At 41.0% G+C, this 16,910-nt stretch carries 13 protein-coding genes; 3 read left to right on the forward strand and 10 right to left on the reverse strand.

Translation table 11 applies throughout. From position 1 onward, the window contains the following. The 4 genes from ACULLH_RS11585 to ACULLH_RS11600 are packed head-to-tail and all read right to left on the reverse strand — an operon-like array spanning position 1 to position 4,223. On the reverse strand, positions 1-774 hold the full coding sequence (locus tag ACULLH_RS11585; RefSeq protein ID WP_454088906.1) for a hypothetical protein: 774 nt from the start codon (positions 772-774) through the stop codon (positions 1-3). Between the two features lie 39 nt (positions 775-813). Continuing rightward, positions 814-2,388, reverse strand: a complete 1,575-nt coding sequence (locus ACULLH_RS11590) for an FMN-binding glutamate synthase family protein (RefSeq protein WP_454088907.1) — start codon at positions 2,386-2,388, stop codon at positions 814-816. 1 nt (position 2,389) lies between these two features. Next, positions 2,390-3,664 (reverse strand): amidohydrolase, encoded by a 1,275-nt coding sequence (locus tag ACULLH_RS11595; RefSeq protein ID WP_454088908.1) that lies wholly within the window; start codon positions 3,662-3,664, stop codon positions 2,390-2,392. Positions 3,665-3,677: 13 nt separating this feature from the next. Beyond that, positions 3,678-4,223, reverse strand: a complete 546-nt coding sequence (locus ACULLH_RS11600; protein ID WP_454088909.1) for a DsrE family protein — start codon at positions 4,221-4,223, stop codon at positions 3,678-3,680. A gap of 79 nt (positions 4,224-4,302) precedes the next feature. On the opposite strand from ACULLH_RS11600, the gene ACULLH_RS11605 reads away from it, so the two are divergent. Both ACULLH_RS11605 and ACULLH_RS11610 read left to right on the forward strand, forming a co-directional pair. Continuing rightward, on the forward strand, positions 4,303-6,684 hold the full coding sequence (locus ACULLH_RS11605) for an ATP-dependent helicase (protein ID WP_454088910.1): 2,382 nt from the start codon (positions 4,303-4,305) through the stop codon (positions 6,682-6,684). A 70-nt stretch (positions 6,685-6,754) separates the two neighbouring features. Then, a complete protein-coding gene (locus tag ACULLH_RS11610) occupies positions 6,755-7,375 on the forward strand; it encodes an L-threonylcarbamoyladenylate synthase (RefSeq protein WP_454088911.1) in 621 nt (206 codons plus the stop codon). A 52-nt stretch (positions 7,376-7,427) separates the two neighbouring features. Here the strand turns inward: ACULLH_RS11610 and ACULLH_RS11615 are convergent, their stop codons facing one another. From ACULLH_RS11615 to ACULLH_RS11625, 3 genes are all read right to left on the reverse strand, one after another. Continuing rightward, positions 7,428-8,300 carry an OmpA/MotB family protein gene (locus ACULLH_RS11615; protein ID WP_454088912.1) on the reverse strand — a complete coding sequence of 291 codons (873 nt, stop codon included), beginning with the start codon at positions 8,298-8,300 and terminating at the stop codon, positions 7,428-7,430. Positions 8,301-8,400: 100 nt separating this feature from the next. Beyond that, on the reverse strand, positions 8,401-9,402 hold the full coding sequence (locus tag ACULLH_RS11620; RefSeq protein ID WP_454088913.1) for a glycosyltransferase family 2 protein: 1,002 nt from the start codon (positions 9,400-9,402) through the stop codon (positions 8,401-8,403). Positions 9,403-9,414: 12 nt separating this feature from the next. After that, the gene (locus tag ACULLH_RS11625; protein WP_454088914.1) at positions 9,415-9,861 is read right to left on the reverse strand and encodes a type I restriction enzyme HsdR N-terminal domain-containing protein; all 447 of its coding nucleotides are present in this window, start codon (positions 9,859-9,861) and stop codon (positions 9,415-9,417) included. A 26-nt stretch (positions 9,862-9,887) separates the two neighbouring features. On the opposite strand from ACULLH_RS11625, the gene holA reads away from it, so the two are divergent. Next, positions 9,888-10,889 carry a DNA polymerase III subunit delta gene (gene holA / locus ACULLH_RS11630; RefSeq protein WP_454088915.1) on the forward strand — a complete coding sequence of 334 codons (1,002 nt, stop codon included), beginning with the start codon at positions 9,888-9,890 and terminating at the stop codon, positions 10,887-10,889. Position 10,890: 1 nt separating this feature from the next. On the opposite strand, the gene ACULLH_RS11635 is transcribed toward holA, so the two are convergent. The 3 genes from ACULLH_RS11635 to ACULLH_RS11645 form a co-directional block, all read right to left on the reverse strand. Beyond that, positions 10,891-11,268 carry a DoxX family protein gene (locus tag ACULLH_RS11635; RefSeq protein WP_454088916.1) on the reverse strand — a complete coding sequence of 126 codons (378 nt, stop codon included), beginning with the start codon at positions 11,266-11,268 and terminating at the stop codon, positions 10,891-10,893. 258 nt (positions 11,269-11,526) lie between these two features. After that, positions 11,527-13,938 (reverse strand): alpha-ketoacid dehydrogenase subunit alpha/beta, encoded by a 2,412-nt coding sequence (locus ACULLH_RS11640; protein ID WP_454088917.1) that lies wholly within the window; start codon positions 13,936-13,938, stop codon positions 11,527-11,529. A gap of 158 nt (positions 13,939-14,096) precedes the next feature. Then, the gene (locus tag ACULLH_RS11645) at positions 14,097-16,898 is read right to left on the reverse strand and encodes a metalloprotease (protein WP_454088918.1); all 2,802 of its coding nucleotides are present in this window, start codon (positions 16,896-16,898) and stop codon (positions 14,097-14,099) included. Positions 16,899-16,910 lie beyond the last annotated feature (12 nt).

Genomic DNA, 16,910 nt, shown 5'->3' on the forward strand with positions numbered 1-16,910 from the left:
TCATAGCCCTTTAGTTAAGCGTTCCTTAGCTCTGTTGTAAAAACCTTTATGGTCAGGTTGCATCTTTATAACGATACCTTCCTTAAAATTCCCATCCTTAACAGAAACACGCAATGCATCCGCTGGAACTTGTAATGTACTGATCAATTCCTTGGAAACTGATGCAGTCTGATCTAAGGTAACCCCAAATTCCCCGGTAATGTTCAATCCTTCGATTTCCGTTTTAAGTGAAGGATTGGCGATGATGACTTTCGCAACATTGGCCAACCACACTTTACCAGTTTCAGTAAGTTCTGAAGAGGTATCAGATGCAAATAAATTCGTGAGACTATTCGATATCACAATAGCTCCATCGCTAACATCCGCATTGGCGTTTTCTCCCAGCGTCTGTTTAACTTTTCCCAGCAGCACGATTGTTGTGGAATCGTTGGAAGCAATCATTTCATTCAAAACACTCAATTGTTTTTCCTTCCTTTCGAGGGCTGCCAAGGTTTTGTTTACATTTTCGCTGTTCTTTTTGGAAAGCTCTGAAAAACTGCTCAGATTTTTAAGTAAGGTGGCGTTGGCATCACGTAAACCAACATTTTCAATCTCCAAAGTTTCCGCTTTGGCCTGACTGGACACGACCTCCCGTTTTTTTTCTGCAAGCTGCTGCTCAACATCGTGAATGTTGGTCTTTAATTCTTCAATCTCAGCAATCAGTTCACTTTTCTTCTGTGCGACACCTATTGTTGTAAGTAATAAACACAAGATAAAGGGTAATAGTTTTTTCATAAGTAAGTACTATTTGGTTCGATAATTTACGCATCAAAATTAGGATGTTTTTTCGGAAGTTATTTTTCCACCCAAATAAACACAATCATAAAGCTCTTGCATCGACCTAAATGGGACTTTATTTTTTTTATATCCATACACCGCTTCGAGATCACTGCTCAAATAGTCGTCATCCACATTTACCTGGACATCGTTCATGGTAAACTGACATGGGTGTTCGTACCCTGCGGCATGCGTGATTTCCAAAAACTCCTTTCGGAAGGTCTTAAAGTATTGGGCCAAACGGTCCGATTTTAAGGGAACATTGATTCCTCTTTGCAACCATTTACTTTGTGTAGCCACACCAGCTGGACAACGGTTTGTATGACATACCTGCGCCTGAATACACCCGATGCTCATCATGGCCTCTCTAGCCACATTGATACAATCCACTCCCATGGCAAAGGCCATAGCAGCTTTGGCCGGAAAGCCTAATTTCCCACTGCCTATAAAAACGATGCGTTCCGCTAGCCCTTTATCTTGAAAAATCTTATAAACGGAAGAAAAGCCGTAGACCCATGGCAGGGAAACGTGATCTGCAAAACTTGGTGGAGCAGCGCCTGTTCCACCTTCACCTCCATCTACCGTAATAAAATCTGGACCCTTCCCGGATTTTTTCATTAAATCGGCCAGTTCTTCCCATTGTTCCAATTTCCCAATAGCGGCTTTGATTCCAACCGGAAGTCCGGTTTCACCGGCAATGTCCTCGATGAGCTGTAAAAGTTCTGGAATGGAGCCAAAAGCCTTGTGGGTGGAAGGGGAGAGCACATCTTTACCGACTTCAACGCCCCTGATTTCTGCAATTTCAGGGGAAATCTTAGCCCCTGGAAGTACACCGCCTTTGCCAGGTTTTGCACCTTGGGAAAGTTTGATTTCAATAGCTTTGACGCAAGGGTTTTCATCCACCAAAATCTTCATTTTTTCCATTGAAAAATTACCTTCCCGAGATCGAACACCAAAATATCCAGTTCCGAAGTGAAAGATAACATCACCTCCACTTTTATGATAGGGAGATAGGCCGCCCTCTCCAGTGTTGTGATAGGCCTGGCTTTTTTGAACCCCTTTGTTCATGGACTCCACGGCTGCGGCCGATAAAGACCCAAAGCTCATTGCGGACACATTGATGACCGAGGCAGGCCGATATGGCTTTTTTCGTTTATTGTAAGCTCCGATCACCTTGGCGCATGGAAGAAAGTATGGGTTTTCATTGTTCGGATGGTTTGTGGGCGTCTGATACCCGATCATAGCGTTCTTGACAAAAATGTGCTGGTGCGCATAGATGTCACGATCAGTTCCAAAACCTTCATAATTGTTCTCCTTTTTGGCAGAGGCATAGATCCAACCCCTTTCAATGCGATTGAATGGAAGTTCTTCTCGATTGTTGGCCACGAAATATTGACGCATTTCTGGACCAATACTTTCCAACCAATACCTAAGATGCCCTATAATCGGAAAATTATGGCTGATGGTATGGGATTTTTGAAAGAATATATCCCGAATAGCCACAAATAGTAGGAATACCAGCAGCCAGACCCACCAAGGAATCGAGCCCAAAAAATCCAATATCATTTCCATCTTACATATTCAAATAGTCTATGGTGAGCTCTGTCATGGCTTTAACACCCAACAGTAGTCCGCTATCATCAATTTTAAAGTCTGGAGTATGGTGCGGAAAGGATTCCGTATTTCCAGGAGTCATTCCGCCCAAGAAGAAATATAGACCTGGAACTTTCTCTTGAAAGTAACTAAAATCTTCAGCTCCGGTTATTGCTTTATGGACCACAACATTCTCCTTACCTGCAACCCTTTCAAGGGTAGGAACCATTTTTGGGGTCAACTCAAGATCGTTGAAGGTAATAGAGGTGGAACTCTTGATATCGATGGTGGCTTCACCTCCATATGCTTTGGCAATGGCCGGCACCATTTCTTCCATGCGCTTATTGATATGTTTTTGCATATCATAATCCAATGTTCGAATTGTACCGATCATTTCGGCGCTTTCGGGGATAATATTGAAACGTACACCACTTGTAATTTTGCCTACAGAGATTACCGCTGCCTCATTGGTCAATTCTGTTTCCCTACTGATAATGGTCTGCAATCCGTCAACGACTTTGGCACTTATTAGAATAGGATCCACACCGCCCCAAGGTTGTGAACCGTGTGTTTGTTTTCCTTTTACATTAATTACGAAGCGCTGTGCGGCGGCCATACTACCTCCAGGCTTGTACTTGATGGTCCCTATGGGAGTTTGCGAATTGATATGTAGACCAAAGATGGCGTCCACATCTGGGTTACTGAGCACTCCTTCTTTTACCATCAATAGGGCACCACCTTCTTCACCTGGGGGTGGTCCTTCTTCAGCGGGTTGAAAGATGAACTTTACCGTTCCTTTTATCTTGTCCTTATTTTTGGTAAGTACTTCTGCTACACCCATTAGAATTGCTGTATGCGTGTCGTGTCCGCAGGCATGCATTACACCAACTTCCTTACCTAAAAACGTTGATTTTACCTCAGATCTATAAGGAAGGTCGTTACGTTCGGTAACGGGAAGCGCATCAATATCGGCCCGAAGCGCAACTACTTTTCCTGGTTGATTTCCTTTTAACAGCCCTATAACACCCGTATGTGCGATTCCTGTTTGTACCTCTATTCCAAGAGATTTTAGATGTTTGGCAATCTTTTCGGCGGTTTTGAACTCTCGATTGCTTAGTTCAGGGTTTTGATGAATGTCCCGTCGCCATTCGATTACCTTGTTTTCAACAGCAGCATAATCTTTTTCTAAATTGGGACCTTGGGCCCAAACGGATAGGCTCGCTAGCAGGAATGTGAATGTTAGAGTTTTGTACATATGAGTTTTGAGTTTAGAATTTTATCAATTGGTAACCTTCATCCTGCAAATGGACCAAGGCTGTCATGGCAGACAGTGAAAGCTGGACCCCTTCAATAAGGTCAGATCTGTCAATCCCATGATAGGTCGCAGATTGCCCACAGATAATTACAGGAACATCAATTTGCAATAAAGATTTGATAAGTGCGGTGTTCGGATTGTCCTTTCCATACCTATCATTATAAGCCTTGTTGGAAATGACATCTTTGGAGGCACCTCCATGCACCACCAAAGCCACCTTTAATTGTTTGGCAGGAACACCACTTTGGGCATGCATGTTCAAAAAACGTGCTGCAGTCTCTATCAAAGGGTTTCTGCTATCATGGGAATCTGGCTTTCCTGTAACATCGATTACAGCTTTATACTCCCTGTCTGGATGCACTTTGAAATCTGGGTTGTCAATTTTATAGACTTTGCCGAATTCGTTAACTACCGGACCTGCTTTCGGCGTTTGGGAAACTATGGAATTCGTCAAAAAGAAGGTGCAGGAGAAGAGAAATAACAGCAGGGGTTTGGTCATATTTTTTTGATTTCCTAAATATATTCAATTCAAATCAAAACTTGCTGGTGTTTATAAGTATTAACAGCATCATTTTAGCATGAAACCATTATTGGCTAATTTCACGTCTACTTTTAAAATAGCTAAAGGTTTGAGTACTTTCTTGGATGAATTGAATGATGCCCAGCGAGCCCCGGTGCTGCACAAAGATGGTCCTTTGATGGTCATTGCGGGTGCAGGCTCGGGCAAGACCCGTGTATTGACGTATAGAATAGCACATTTGATGGGGCAGGGGGTAGATTCCTTTAATATTTTGGCCTTAACATTTACCAACAAGGCGGCACGTGAAATGAAAAAGCGTATTGCCACGATCGTGGGGAATTCAGAGGCCAAAAATCTTTGGATGGGGACTTTTCACTCCGTTTTTGCCAAACTTTTACGATTTGATGGTGACAAATTGGGTTACCCGAGCAACTTCACCATATATGATACCCAAGATTCGCAACGGCTGATCGCATCCATTATTAAAGAGATGGGGTTGGACAAGGATATTTATAAGTACAAGCAAATTCAGAATAGGATTTCTTCCTATAAAAACAGTTTGATTACGGTAAAGGCTTATTTCCAAAACCCGGAACTTGTGGAGGCCGATGCCATGGCGAAGCGACCGAGATTGGGTGAGATATACCAAAATTATGTTGATCGTTGCTTTAAGGCGGGCGCCATGGATTTTGACGACCTGTTGCTGCGCACCAATGAACTATTGACCCGTTTTCCTGAAGTGTTGATGAAGTATCAGGACAGGTTCCGATATATTCTGGTGGATGAGTACCAGGATACCAACCACTCACAGTACCTGATTGTAAAAGCTTTGTCAGACAGGTACCAAAATATTTGTGTTGTAGGTGACGACGCCCAAAGTATTTATTCCTTTAGAGGGGCGAACATCAGTAATATCCTCAACTTTCAACGGGATTATGACGATGTGGCGGTTTATCGTTTGGAACAGAACTATCGCTCCACAAAAAATATTGTCAATGCAGCCAACTCCATCATTGCAAAGAACAAAAACCAGTTGGAGAAGGTGGTATGGACCTCCAATGATGAAGGAAATAAGATAAAGGTCCACCGAAGTATCACTGATGCGGAAGAGGGCAGGTATGTGGCAAGTTCCATTTTTGAAAACAAGATGCAACAGCAGATGCAGAATGGTGAGTTTGCTGTGTTGTATCGAACAAATTCCCAATCCAGGGCCATTGAGGATGCCTTGCGTAAACGCGATATCCCATATCGGATTTACGGCGGACTTTCATTTTACCAGCGCAAGGAAATCAAGGATGTGTTGGCGTATTTGCGAATGGTCATCAACCCAAAAGATGAGGAAGCTCTTAAGCGAATCATCAATTTTCCCGCTCGTGGCATTGGACAAACCACGATAGATAAATTGGTCGTTGCGGCCAATCATTATGGACGTTCCATTTTTGAGGTCATGGAACATTTGGAAAAACTCGAGTTGAAAATCAATGCCGGCACTAAACGCAAGCTGGAGGATTTTGTGACCATGATCAAGAGTTTCCAAATAATGAATGAAGGAACCGATGCTTTTACCCTTGCCGAGCATGTGTCCAAGAAGACCGGTCTTTTGTTGGAATTTAAAAAGGATGGCACACCGGAAGGTATTGCCCGGATGGAGAACATTGAGGAGCTTCTAAATGGTATCAAAGATTTTGTTGAGGGGCAAAAGGAATTGGTGGATGCCACTGGAAGCCTTACTGAATTTTTGGAAGATGTGGCCCTCGCCACGGACATGGACAAAGACACTGGGGATGATGACCGGGTTGCATTGATGACGATCCACTTAGCAAAGGGACTGGAGTTCCCTTATGTCTATATTGTGGGTATGGAAGAAGATCTTTTCCCTTCGGCAATGAGCATGAACACTCGAAGCGAATTGGAAGAGGAGCGAAGACTTTTTTATGTGGCACTGACCCGGGCAGAAAAACAGGCCTATCTAACCTATACACAAAATAGATACCGATGGGGTAAGCTTATCGATGCAGAGCCCAGTCGATTCCTGGAGGAAATAGAGGACCAATATGTTGAAAACCTTACCCCGGTTGCTGATAGTTATCGCTATAAATCTATGATCGATGCGAATATCTTTGGGGAGGTGGATAAGAGTAAACTACGACAGATAAAGCCCAAAAATGGGACAGCTCCAAGTGTACAGCGACCTAATGAAAACCAATTACGTAAGCTTAGAAAGTTAAAACCGGAAATTTCATCCCCAGCAAGCAACACCAACACTGTTGACCCTAATCTAACCGAAGGTTCATTGGTCAACCATACCCGCTTTGGTAAGGGAAAGGTGCTGAAGATCGAAGGAGTTGGTAACGATAAGAAGGCTGAAATTAAGTTTGAAAGAGGCGATGTGAAGAAACTGCTTCTCAGATTTGCCAAGTTGGAAGTTATTGAAGGATAAATCGTTCTGACACTTCTAATTCGCTGCATTGGTTATAATCTTCGTTTCTTTGTATAAATAAGAATTGCTAATGGCCGAACTCATTAAACTTTTTGAGGAAAACCCTAATCCCAGACAGATTGAGAAAATCGGGGATATACTCCGAAGGGGAGGGCTTGTGATTTATCCGACGGACACGGTCTATGGATTGGGTTGTGACATTACCAATTCAAAAGCGCTTCAAAAAATAGCACGAATCAAAGGCGTAAAACTTGAAAAAGCCAATTGGTCTTTTGTTTGTGCCGACCTCAGCAATCTTTCCGATTTTGTAAGGCAAATAGATTCGTCCACTTTTAAAATATTAAAACGGGCATTGCCCGGCCCCTATACGTTTATCCTTCCGGGAAATAACAATCTTCCCAAGGATTTTAAAAAGAAGCGGACCGTTGGAATCCGCGTCCCAGACAATGCCATCGCAAAAGCCTTGGTTACGGAATTGGGTAACCCCATTGTTTCCACTTCGATTTATGATGAGGATGATATCCTCGAATATACTACGGACCCAGAGCTCGTTTATGAGAAATGGCAGAACCTGGTTGATGTTGTCATTGATGGAGGGTATGGAGGTAATATAGCTTCAACTGTGGTTGACCTATCCAAAGGATATCCTGAAGTAGTTAGGGAAGGGAAGGGAGACCTGGATATCTTTTAAAATAAAAAAAGCGGCCCCAAAGACCGCTTTTTAATGCTGTAATAAGAAACAATTAGTTTCCGGAACCCCCGATGGCAGGATCTTTCATTCCTTCTTCGATCATGTTGTAGAACTGATCGATTTTTGGTAGAACCACAATTCTTGTTCTTCTATTTTTAGCTCTATCGGTAGCTGAATCGTTGGATGCCAATGGAACATAGTAGCTTCTTCCGGCAGCGGTCATACGCTTGGGATCCACGTTAAAATCGTTTTGTAATGTTCTAACTATGGAAGTAGCACGTTTTGCACTCAAATCCCAGTTATCAACAAGAACACCGCTAGAGTAAGGTACGTTATCCGTATGCCCTTCAACCAAGAATTCAAAATCAGGCTTGTTGTTAACTACCTTGGCCACTTTGCCCAAGACGTTTCTTGCTGCGCTTGTGATATTATAGCTTCCGCTACTAAACAATAATTTATCAGATATAGATACATATACCACACCTTTTTCCACGCTAACCTCGATGTCCTCGTCATCCAAATTTCCAAGAACTCCTTTTAGACTTTGAACCAAAGCAAGGTTAACGGAGTCTCTACGCGTAACGGCATCTTGTAATTTTCTAATGGTCAAGTCCTTTTCACGAAGACTTTCCAAAGATTTTTCAAGGTTTTCAGCACCTTTGGCTGTAAGTGTTGTCAAGTTACCCATGTTGTTGATCAACTCTTGGTTATTCGCTTTAAGGAAAGCATTTTGATCTTCTAGGGTTTTAAGTCTTGATGAAGTCGTAGCATTTTCTTCCAAACAGTCGTTAAGTTTAACTGTTGCAGAATTCAATAGATCCTGAGTTTCTTTTTGTTTGGCTTCAAGTTCTGCATATTTTTTCTGTGATACGCAGGAAGACAACAAAATTGCCATTGATAGTGTTCCGAGGAAAATTTTTTTCATAATTGTAGATATAAATTATAGATATGTTTGTGGTTTATTTCAGTATTGAAAACAGAGACCAAAATTATATAAAATGCAATGTACATGCGGTCTGGCTTAGTTAATCTTTTACTAAAATGTTAAAATTCTTTACTTGATGTACGAAATGAGACCAAACGATGGATCTTGTAGAATAATATTTTTGCAAAAAATTAGCTTTTTCCCTTTTGCTGTAAATCTTTCTAAAATTAATATAAAAACTCATATGCGCCTTTAAAATGGCCATACAGTGATTAAACTTGAATTGAAAAATAAAACGCAATCCTGCTATTCCATCCAATAGCAATCTCAAAAATATAAGCGAAAAAGCCCTTTTGCCCGGTAGGTTTTTGGTAATGGAGTAAAGAGAGTTCCTGAAATTTAGAAAAGTCTTTTTGGGATCCATGTTTTTGAGTGTGGATCCTCCCATGTGATAAACATGGCTTTCTCCAACGTAAAAAACCTTGTGTCCAGAATTTTTGGCCCGCCAGCAAAGATCTATTTCTTCCTGATGCGCAAAATAGTCTTCATCAAATCCTTTCAATGCTGCAAAAACATCACTTTTGATGAACATACAAGCCCCGGTTGCCCAAAATACTTCCCTGACATCATTATATTGACCTTCATCTTTTTCCAAAGCTTGGAATATTCTTCCCCTACAAAAAGGATATCCCAGCATGTCAATAAATCCGCCAGCGGCTCCGGCATATTCAAAATATTCCTTCCGGTTTAAGTCTAGAATTTTAGGTTGAATAATGGCCGCTTCTGGATTGTTTTTGAAAGTTTTCAGAATGGGGCCTAACCAGTTGGGAGTTACTTCAACATCGGAATTCAAAAGACAATATACGTCGGCCTGTATGTGCTTTAACCCGTCGTTGTATCCTTTTGCAAAACCTCCATTGGAGGCGTTTTGAACAACACCTATCCTCGGATAGTTGCTTTTTAAGAATGCAATCGATCCATCCGTACTGGCGTTGTCAACCACGTATATGTCAGCATCATCGGAGTGGGCAGCCACCGCGGGAAGAAATCTTTCCAACAAGCCTTCACCGTTCCAATTCAATATGACTATAGCAACTTTCAAAACGGCAGCAAATTAACGGCTAAAATCAGGAATTTCCTTCAAAAACGTGTATTTTTCACGATTAAAGTCCATTTTGCAATAATAATGCTCCATTCCATTGGTCACCATCAGATAATTTGACTTCAATTTGAGATTGTACTGGGCAATTTGATCAAAGGTTGACTGATCAATTTTAACTTCTGGTGCTTTGCATTCCACCAAAATATCAATGCTTCCGTCCGATTTGAATACAACAATGTCATATCGTTTTTTCAAAGTGTTCACAGTCAATTGCTTCTCCACATTGATAAGACTCTTTGGATAGTTCTTGGTGAAAATCAAAAAATGTAGCACATGTTGACGTACCCATTCCTCAGGTTGGAGCAGCACAAATTTTTTGCGGATCAAGTCAAAAATATGGAGGCTATTTTCGCTACTTTTGATTCTAAACTGATACCCGGGGAAGTTCAATCGTTGCATTGGACAAATTTGATGATTTTTTCTGAATGGATAAGATTAAGGAAATAGTGGACAATATAGATCAAGGTTCTCCCAAACCAGTATATTTTTTGATGGGGGAGGAGCCCTACTATATTGATAAGATATCGAAATATATTGGGGACAACGTTCTTGCGGAGGAAGAGAAGGGATTCAATCAGATGGTATTGTATGGCAAGGACACTAGTGTGGATGAAGTAATTTCAAACGCCAAACGGTTTCCCATGATGGCGGAGCATCAGGTGGTCATTGTTAAGGAGGCCCAACATCTGTCGCGTAACATTGAGAAGTTTATTTCTTATGTAGAAAATCCGCAGCCTTCAACAGTATTGGTCATTTGCTACAAATACAAGAAACTTGATAAGCGGAAGAAACTATACAAAGCGATCCAGAAAAATGGCGAACTTTTTGAAAGTAAAAAGCTCTATGAAAACCAAGTTTCTGAATGGATAAGGAGAACACTTAGCGGCAAAAAATATAAAATTACCCCGAAAGCCAGTGTGTTGTTGGTTGAGTTTTTGGGTACTGATTTGAGCAAAATCAACAATGAACTGGATAAACTGACCTTGGTTGTACCCGAAGGAACTGAGATTACCCCAGAGCTGATAGAACAACATATTGGAATCAGCAAAGATTTCAACAATTTTGAGCTAAAAAAGGCGATCGGTGAAAAAAATATAAAGAACGCCGTCCGTATCATTGACTATTTTGCTCAGAATCCAAAGGACAATCCTTTTGTGGTGACCATATCCTTGTTGAGCACCTTTTTTACCCAGCTATTGCAATATCATGGTCTTCAGGACCATTCACCAGGCAATGTTTCCAAAGTGCTTGGAGTGAATCCTTATTTCGTAAATGAATTCACCACAGCTGCCAAAAATTACCCCATGAAACGGGTCAGTGCGATTGTTTCCGGATTAAGGAAATTGGACTTAAAAAGTAAAGGTGTAAATGCCAATAATTTATCCCAGGCAGATCTATTGAAAGAACTACTGGTTCAAATAGACTAACTTATTTTTTGTCTACGCTGTATTTACCGGGACCCAGCAGATAAATCACCACAAAAACAACAAAATAAACCAGGGCAAGCTCTTTTTTACCAAGAGGGTCGGAAGCATGGTGGATAAAAGCTGCCACAAACATGGTTATCGCGGATGGAATAGCCGCCCATCTGGTCTTAAATCCAATAATGATTAGAATAGGGCAAATAAACTCACCGAGCATAGCCAAAAAAAGCGAAGGCGCCTGTCCAATACCTATTGGATTTAACCATTCGGTATCTCCACTGATAAGTTTTTGAAGTTTTGGATAACCATGGGTCATTAGTAGGGCTGAAGGAACTATGCGAAGGAGTGCTAGACCTAGGTGAATCAAAAGATTATTTTTCATGATGGGGGATTTTAATTTCCCGAATGTATAAATAATGTCCTTAATAAAGGATAAAAATGTCATTAAATTGATAATCAAGGCATGGTCGGTTCTTTACAAGAGGCATCCTTGATAATTAGCAAGATTCTGATTGACAGATAAATGTATATGGATTGGGAAACCAAAACTTATGCCCCGTCATATCTGGCATGGAAGTTAAAGCGAACAACACTGAAATTACATTCTTAAAGAAAATACCCGCTAAAAGCGAGCTTAGTTTTATCTTAAAGTAGGATATTCCTCAGGATTGCTTTCGCTCATGATTTCGTAGACCTTTTCGAAAATATCCTCGGCATTGGGTTTGGAAAAATAATCACCATCCGAGGCATAAGCGGGTCTATGCTCCTTTGAAGTCAAGGTCTGGGGAGCACTGTCAAGGTATTTGTATCCACCTTGTTTTTCCATGATCTCCTGCATCAGATATGCTGAACAACCCCCAGGTACATCTTCATCAATGATCAACAATCTATTGGTCTTTTTCAGACTTTTTACCACATCATGGTCTAAATCAAAAGGTAGTAGTGACTGCGCATCTATGACTTCGGCATCGATACCTACTTCCAAAAGCTCGGAGGCAACCTTCTCAACAATCCTTAAGGTCGAACCATAGGAAAGAAGTGTGATATCAGCCCCTTCCTTCATAACCTCTACTTTTCCAATTGGAGTGCAGAATTCACCAAGATTGGCTGGTTTCTTTTCCTTTAAACGATACCCATTAAGACTTTCGATGACCAATGCGGGCTCATCACTTTTCATCAAGGTGTTATAAAAACCAGCGGCTTGGGTCATGTTCCTTGGGACAAGAATATACATCCCTCTTAACAGATGAATAAGTCCGCCCATCGGAGAGCCTGAATGCCAAATACCTTCAAGTCTGTGACCTCTGGTCCTAATGATCAACGGAGCTTTTTGTTTACCGACAGTTCGATACATCAAGGTGGCCAAATCATCACTTAAAGTCTGCAAGCCATAAAGGATGTAATCCAAATATTGTATTTCGGCAATAGGTCTGAGACCTCTTAAGGCCAAGCCTATACCTTGCCCGACAATGGTTGTTTCTCTAATCCCAGTATCCGCTACGCGCAGCTCTCCATATTTTTTCTGTAGACCTTCCAATCCTTGGTTAACATCCCCAATATTTCCAGTATCTTCACCAAATACCATGGTTTCAGGATGTTTTGCAAACAGCGCATCAAAATTGTCCCTCAAAATAATCCTGCCATCGACCATTTCGGTTTCGCTGGAATATTCCGGTGATTGGGTGGTAACGGTGGTCGCATTATTTTCCAATTCACTGTAAAGGTGTGAACTATATTTTGGCTGATTGGTACTTAGAAAATTATTTATCCATTGTTGAAGCTCTCTTTTTTCCGGAGTAGATTCACCTAGCAGATAGCGCAATGCCTTTCTTGATTGTGCTGCGAGGTCCTTTTTTAGAGGCTCCTCAATGGCAATCAAGTCATTCTTCACTTTACCAATAAATGTTCTGTTCGGACTTTGGCTGGCTACACTTTCCAAAAGCTTGACCAATTGCTTTTTGGCGTCCAGATGGGGCTTAAGAAACTCTGACCAGGCTTCTTTTTTTGCAGCCCTGACTTTTTGTTTTATTTCTCTTTCGAGTCCCTTGAGTTCCTCTTCGGTGGCGATACCATTTTCAATGACCCATTCCCTGAACCTCTTATTACAATCATTTTCCCGTTCCCATTCAAGACGTTCTGCTGATTTATAACGTTCATGGGAACCGGAGGTGGAGTGCCCTTGGGGCTGTGTAAGCTCGGTGACATGGATCAATACAGGAACGTGTCCCTCTCTTGCAATATCCGAAGCATTTTCAAAGGCATGGATAAGTCCAGTATAGTCCCATCCTTTGACCTTTAAAATTTCATATCCATCATTATTTTCATCCCGCTGAAGACCTTTAAGCACCTCTGAAATATCGCCTTTGGTGGTATGGAATTCCGAAGGAACCGAAATTCCGTAATCATCATCCCAAACGCACATGACCAAGGGTACTTGCATTACCCCGGCGGCATTCAATGTTTCGAAAAAATGACCCTCACTGGTACTTGCATTCCCTATTGTTCCCCAAGCTACTTCATTTCCGTTATTGGAAAAATTGGATGGGTCAACTTCCTTCAGGTTTCGATAAATTTTGGAAGCTTGTGCAAGTCCAAGCAATCTTGGCATTTGCCCAGCGGTACATGATATATCGGCGCTACTATTTTTTTGTTTGGTCAAATCCTTCCAGGAACCGTCTTCATTTAAACTGTGGGTAACAAAATGGCCTCCCATTTGCCTGCCGGCACTCATAGGTTCCTTTTCTAAATCCGTGGTGGCATACAAACCATGGAAAAATTCCGTGGGGCTTAGGAGGTCCAAAGACATCATAAAGGTCTGATCCCGATAATAGCCACTTCTGAAATCCCCATCTTGAAAAGCACGGGCCATTGCCAATTGGGGCAATTCCTTGCCATCTCCGAAAATTCCGAATTTCGCCTTACCTGATAAAACTTCTCTTCTGCCCAACAGGCTGCATTCCCTACTGGTGACAGCAACCTTATAATCCTGTAGAATTTGAGATTGAAAATCATCAAAGGAAATATCGTTGCTCGTCTTGGAATCGGGTTTCATAGGCTATGTAGGATTTTTTGCAAAATTACAAAAATACATTGGGTTGGACAACCTTGTTCGATGTTAATAATATAATAATTTGCTAACAAATTACCTATTTGATAACAAATTTCTCAATAATTGTATTTTTAGAACTACGTTTATTGTGAATATGGCAATTAAAACCACTTTCGGGTAAAGAGGCCAATAAGTGTTCGTGGGCTGATGGTCACCACAAATCGAATACGTTCTCCATAATTTTGGTCGGCAATCTCCCAACCCCGATTGGAATACACGGGGAAGTAAAGTTCGAAATAATCGGTAACAAGATTTAAACGTATACCTGAGTCATATACAAAACGTGCATTCTCGCCACGATTTCGAATGTAACCGATATCGCCATAAGCTTCAATCCATCTCCAAATATTCGTACTGGCATTCATTGTGGCAATCCAGTCATCAGCAAACGGATTTTCCAACATGGACTTAAATCCACCTTCCGCTATAATAATCTGTTGACTATAAATCCCAGAGTTTTCAGACCTTCCTAAATAATTCAGGTCGAATAGATAATCTGTTGGCCTATCCAATGCAAAACTGAAAAAATCAGAATTCGTTTTATTTCTTAAAAACTTTCCAGCGTAAAACCTGACGTTTAGCTGTCGGTTACTTTGAAACAATTTTCGATATTCCAGTTCAAAGGCCAACTTTGTAAACTCACTGGAGTGTTGTGCATCCAGAAACCAGGAAGAATAGTTGAGAATGCTATTGTCAACGTCCCGAAACCTAACATTAAATACACCGTAATCAGGATCTGTATCAATCTGGTCTGCAATGGCATCATCAATGTTTCTAAAAACACTTCGATACCTAAAAAGAAGAAGTTGTCTTCGATTGGATATCAAATCATCAGGTCTCCACCCAAAACTAATGGCAGGGGTAAGGGTTGTAAACCTCGAATTGATCTGGAAATGCGAGGTAGAACCCGAAAAGGAATAATTGGAAACATAAAGACCGCTTTTGCCATGGTATTTTCGATAGCGAAGACTTGCTTTTCCAACCAATGTCTTTTCCAAAAACGAATAGGTGGGGGCAAAATCATACTGAAAGGGTCTTTCCAAAAAGGTCTTGTTGTAGATTCTTAATCCAGGGGTAATTCCATCATAAACATTGAAGTTGGCCACGGGCACATAAAAGACCTGGTTGTAATAAGGGTCCTCGGTATCCTTGAAAAATTGAAACTTCAGTTTTTTATTGCTTGAAAAGAAACCATTCAGTGTTTTCCAGTTATCCCGTTGATTGAACTCCGGAATTTTTTGGTCATAGTTAAGTACCAAACGGTCTTCTCCCTTGCGTGGAATTGTAAATGTTCTGGAGGTATCAATGTCAGTGAACCAATATTGTGAGACTACAGAATCTTTCTGGAGTCCAAACATGGAAATCGGAACTTTTGTACCCCTTTTGTTTTTTAAGATGAATGTAATGGAGTCTTCCGTCTTTTCTATTTTCTTGATTTTATAATCAATCTTTTTACGGGTCGATACATATTCATCAAAAAACCAATCAATATCCTTGTCAGCGAACCGCTCAATTTCTTTTCTAAAATCACTAGCCTGAACCTTGGACTTCAGATTGTGGGTTTTGTAAAAGGATAAAATACTACTATCAATTTTCTTCTCTCCCAAGTATTCATCCAAATAGGACATACCCAATCCTGCCTTGTAGCCATTTGCAATTTTCTGGTTGAATTTGATCAAAGAATCGTTTGGTGTGGTAAGTGCTTGATCTATATTTTTTCGAGCGGAAAGCATACTGAGTAGCGCATATTGTTCATTAAAGTCCATTTGAGCCAGATGGAACCCTCGAAAACCCCAAATCCTGGAAAGCTTACCGGCCAACTTTTGATCAGGATAATGCTCTTCAACATATTTTATCATCAGGTAATTGCTGATGGCATCATTTACCCACCGCTCTTTCCTTGGATCTAAAAACAATGTTTCCTTTAAAAAACTATGCAGGGCCGTCTTCAAAAACTTCATTTCAAATTGAAACTGAGCTTCATAGGGCCTGATAAATGAGGGAAGTTGGCTTATGCCATACAAGGGGGATTTGTTATAAGCAATTTCGCTGACCAACAAATTGGTATGTGGGAAGTGACCTAGGTTTTTATCCAAAAAGTCAACAATCTTATTGATGGAAATGCCTTGGGAAATATTATCGTATTTATTGGAATCCAAATCTGTTACCACCGTCATGTAACGTGTAACATGTTTTGTGAAATCTTTCCTTGGGGTTAAGATGATTTCACAACCTTTTTGATTAATCCCATTTAGTTTTACATATTGCCCACCAGGAAAACTGGAATTCCCATATCCGCTAAAATTTGTTGCTAGGAACAAGCCTTTTGGGTATTTGAAGTCTATGGTGGTATTTGCAATATCGGTATACAAATCACCAAGATCCATGTTGTTATACAATTTCCACCCATTGTCATAAACCGCTGGGGTCAAGTACCAATCTGTCAAATAATAACTTCCGTTGGGGTTATGCCCGTAAGACGTAAATTTTGAATGCGGTAGTTTGACCGTATAAGTAAAAAACAACTGGACCGATTCTCCCGGTTGTAAAGTCTCGTTAAGTTTAACTCGCAATACATCCTCGTCTTCCGTCTGCCTCCATTCAAGACCTGTATATTCGGAGTCAACGATGCTCATAATTCCAGTACAGCCTCGTTCCTTGTCCTTTGCCAAATGCAGATTGCGCTTGAATTCCTCGGCAAAACGTTTGGCAAGAGCCGTATTCTTATTGGAGTAGGCATGGGTCCAGTCGTTGAAATACAACACTGAGAGCCCATCTTGCGAATTGTTTACATAAGTAAACTTCTGCTTTACATGGATTTCATTGCTGGCACGGGTAAGGGTAGCAGTGATTTCATTTGTATGCTGTCCAACTAGTATTGCGCAGCACAAAAAATGTAGCAAGGAAATTATATG

The organism is Flagellimonas sp. 2504JD4-2, assembly GCF_053642935.1.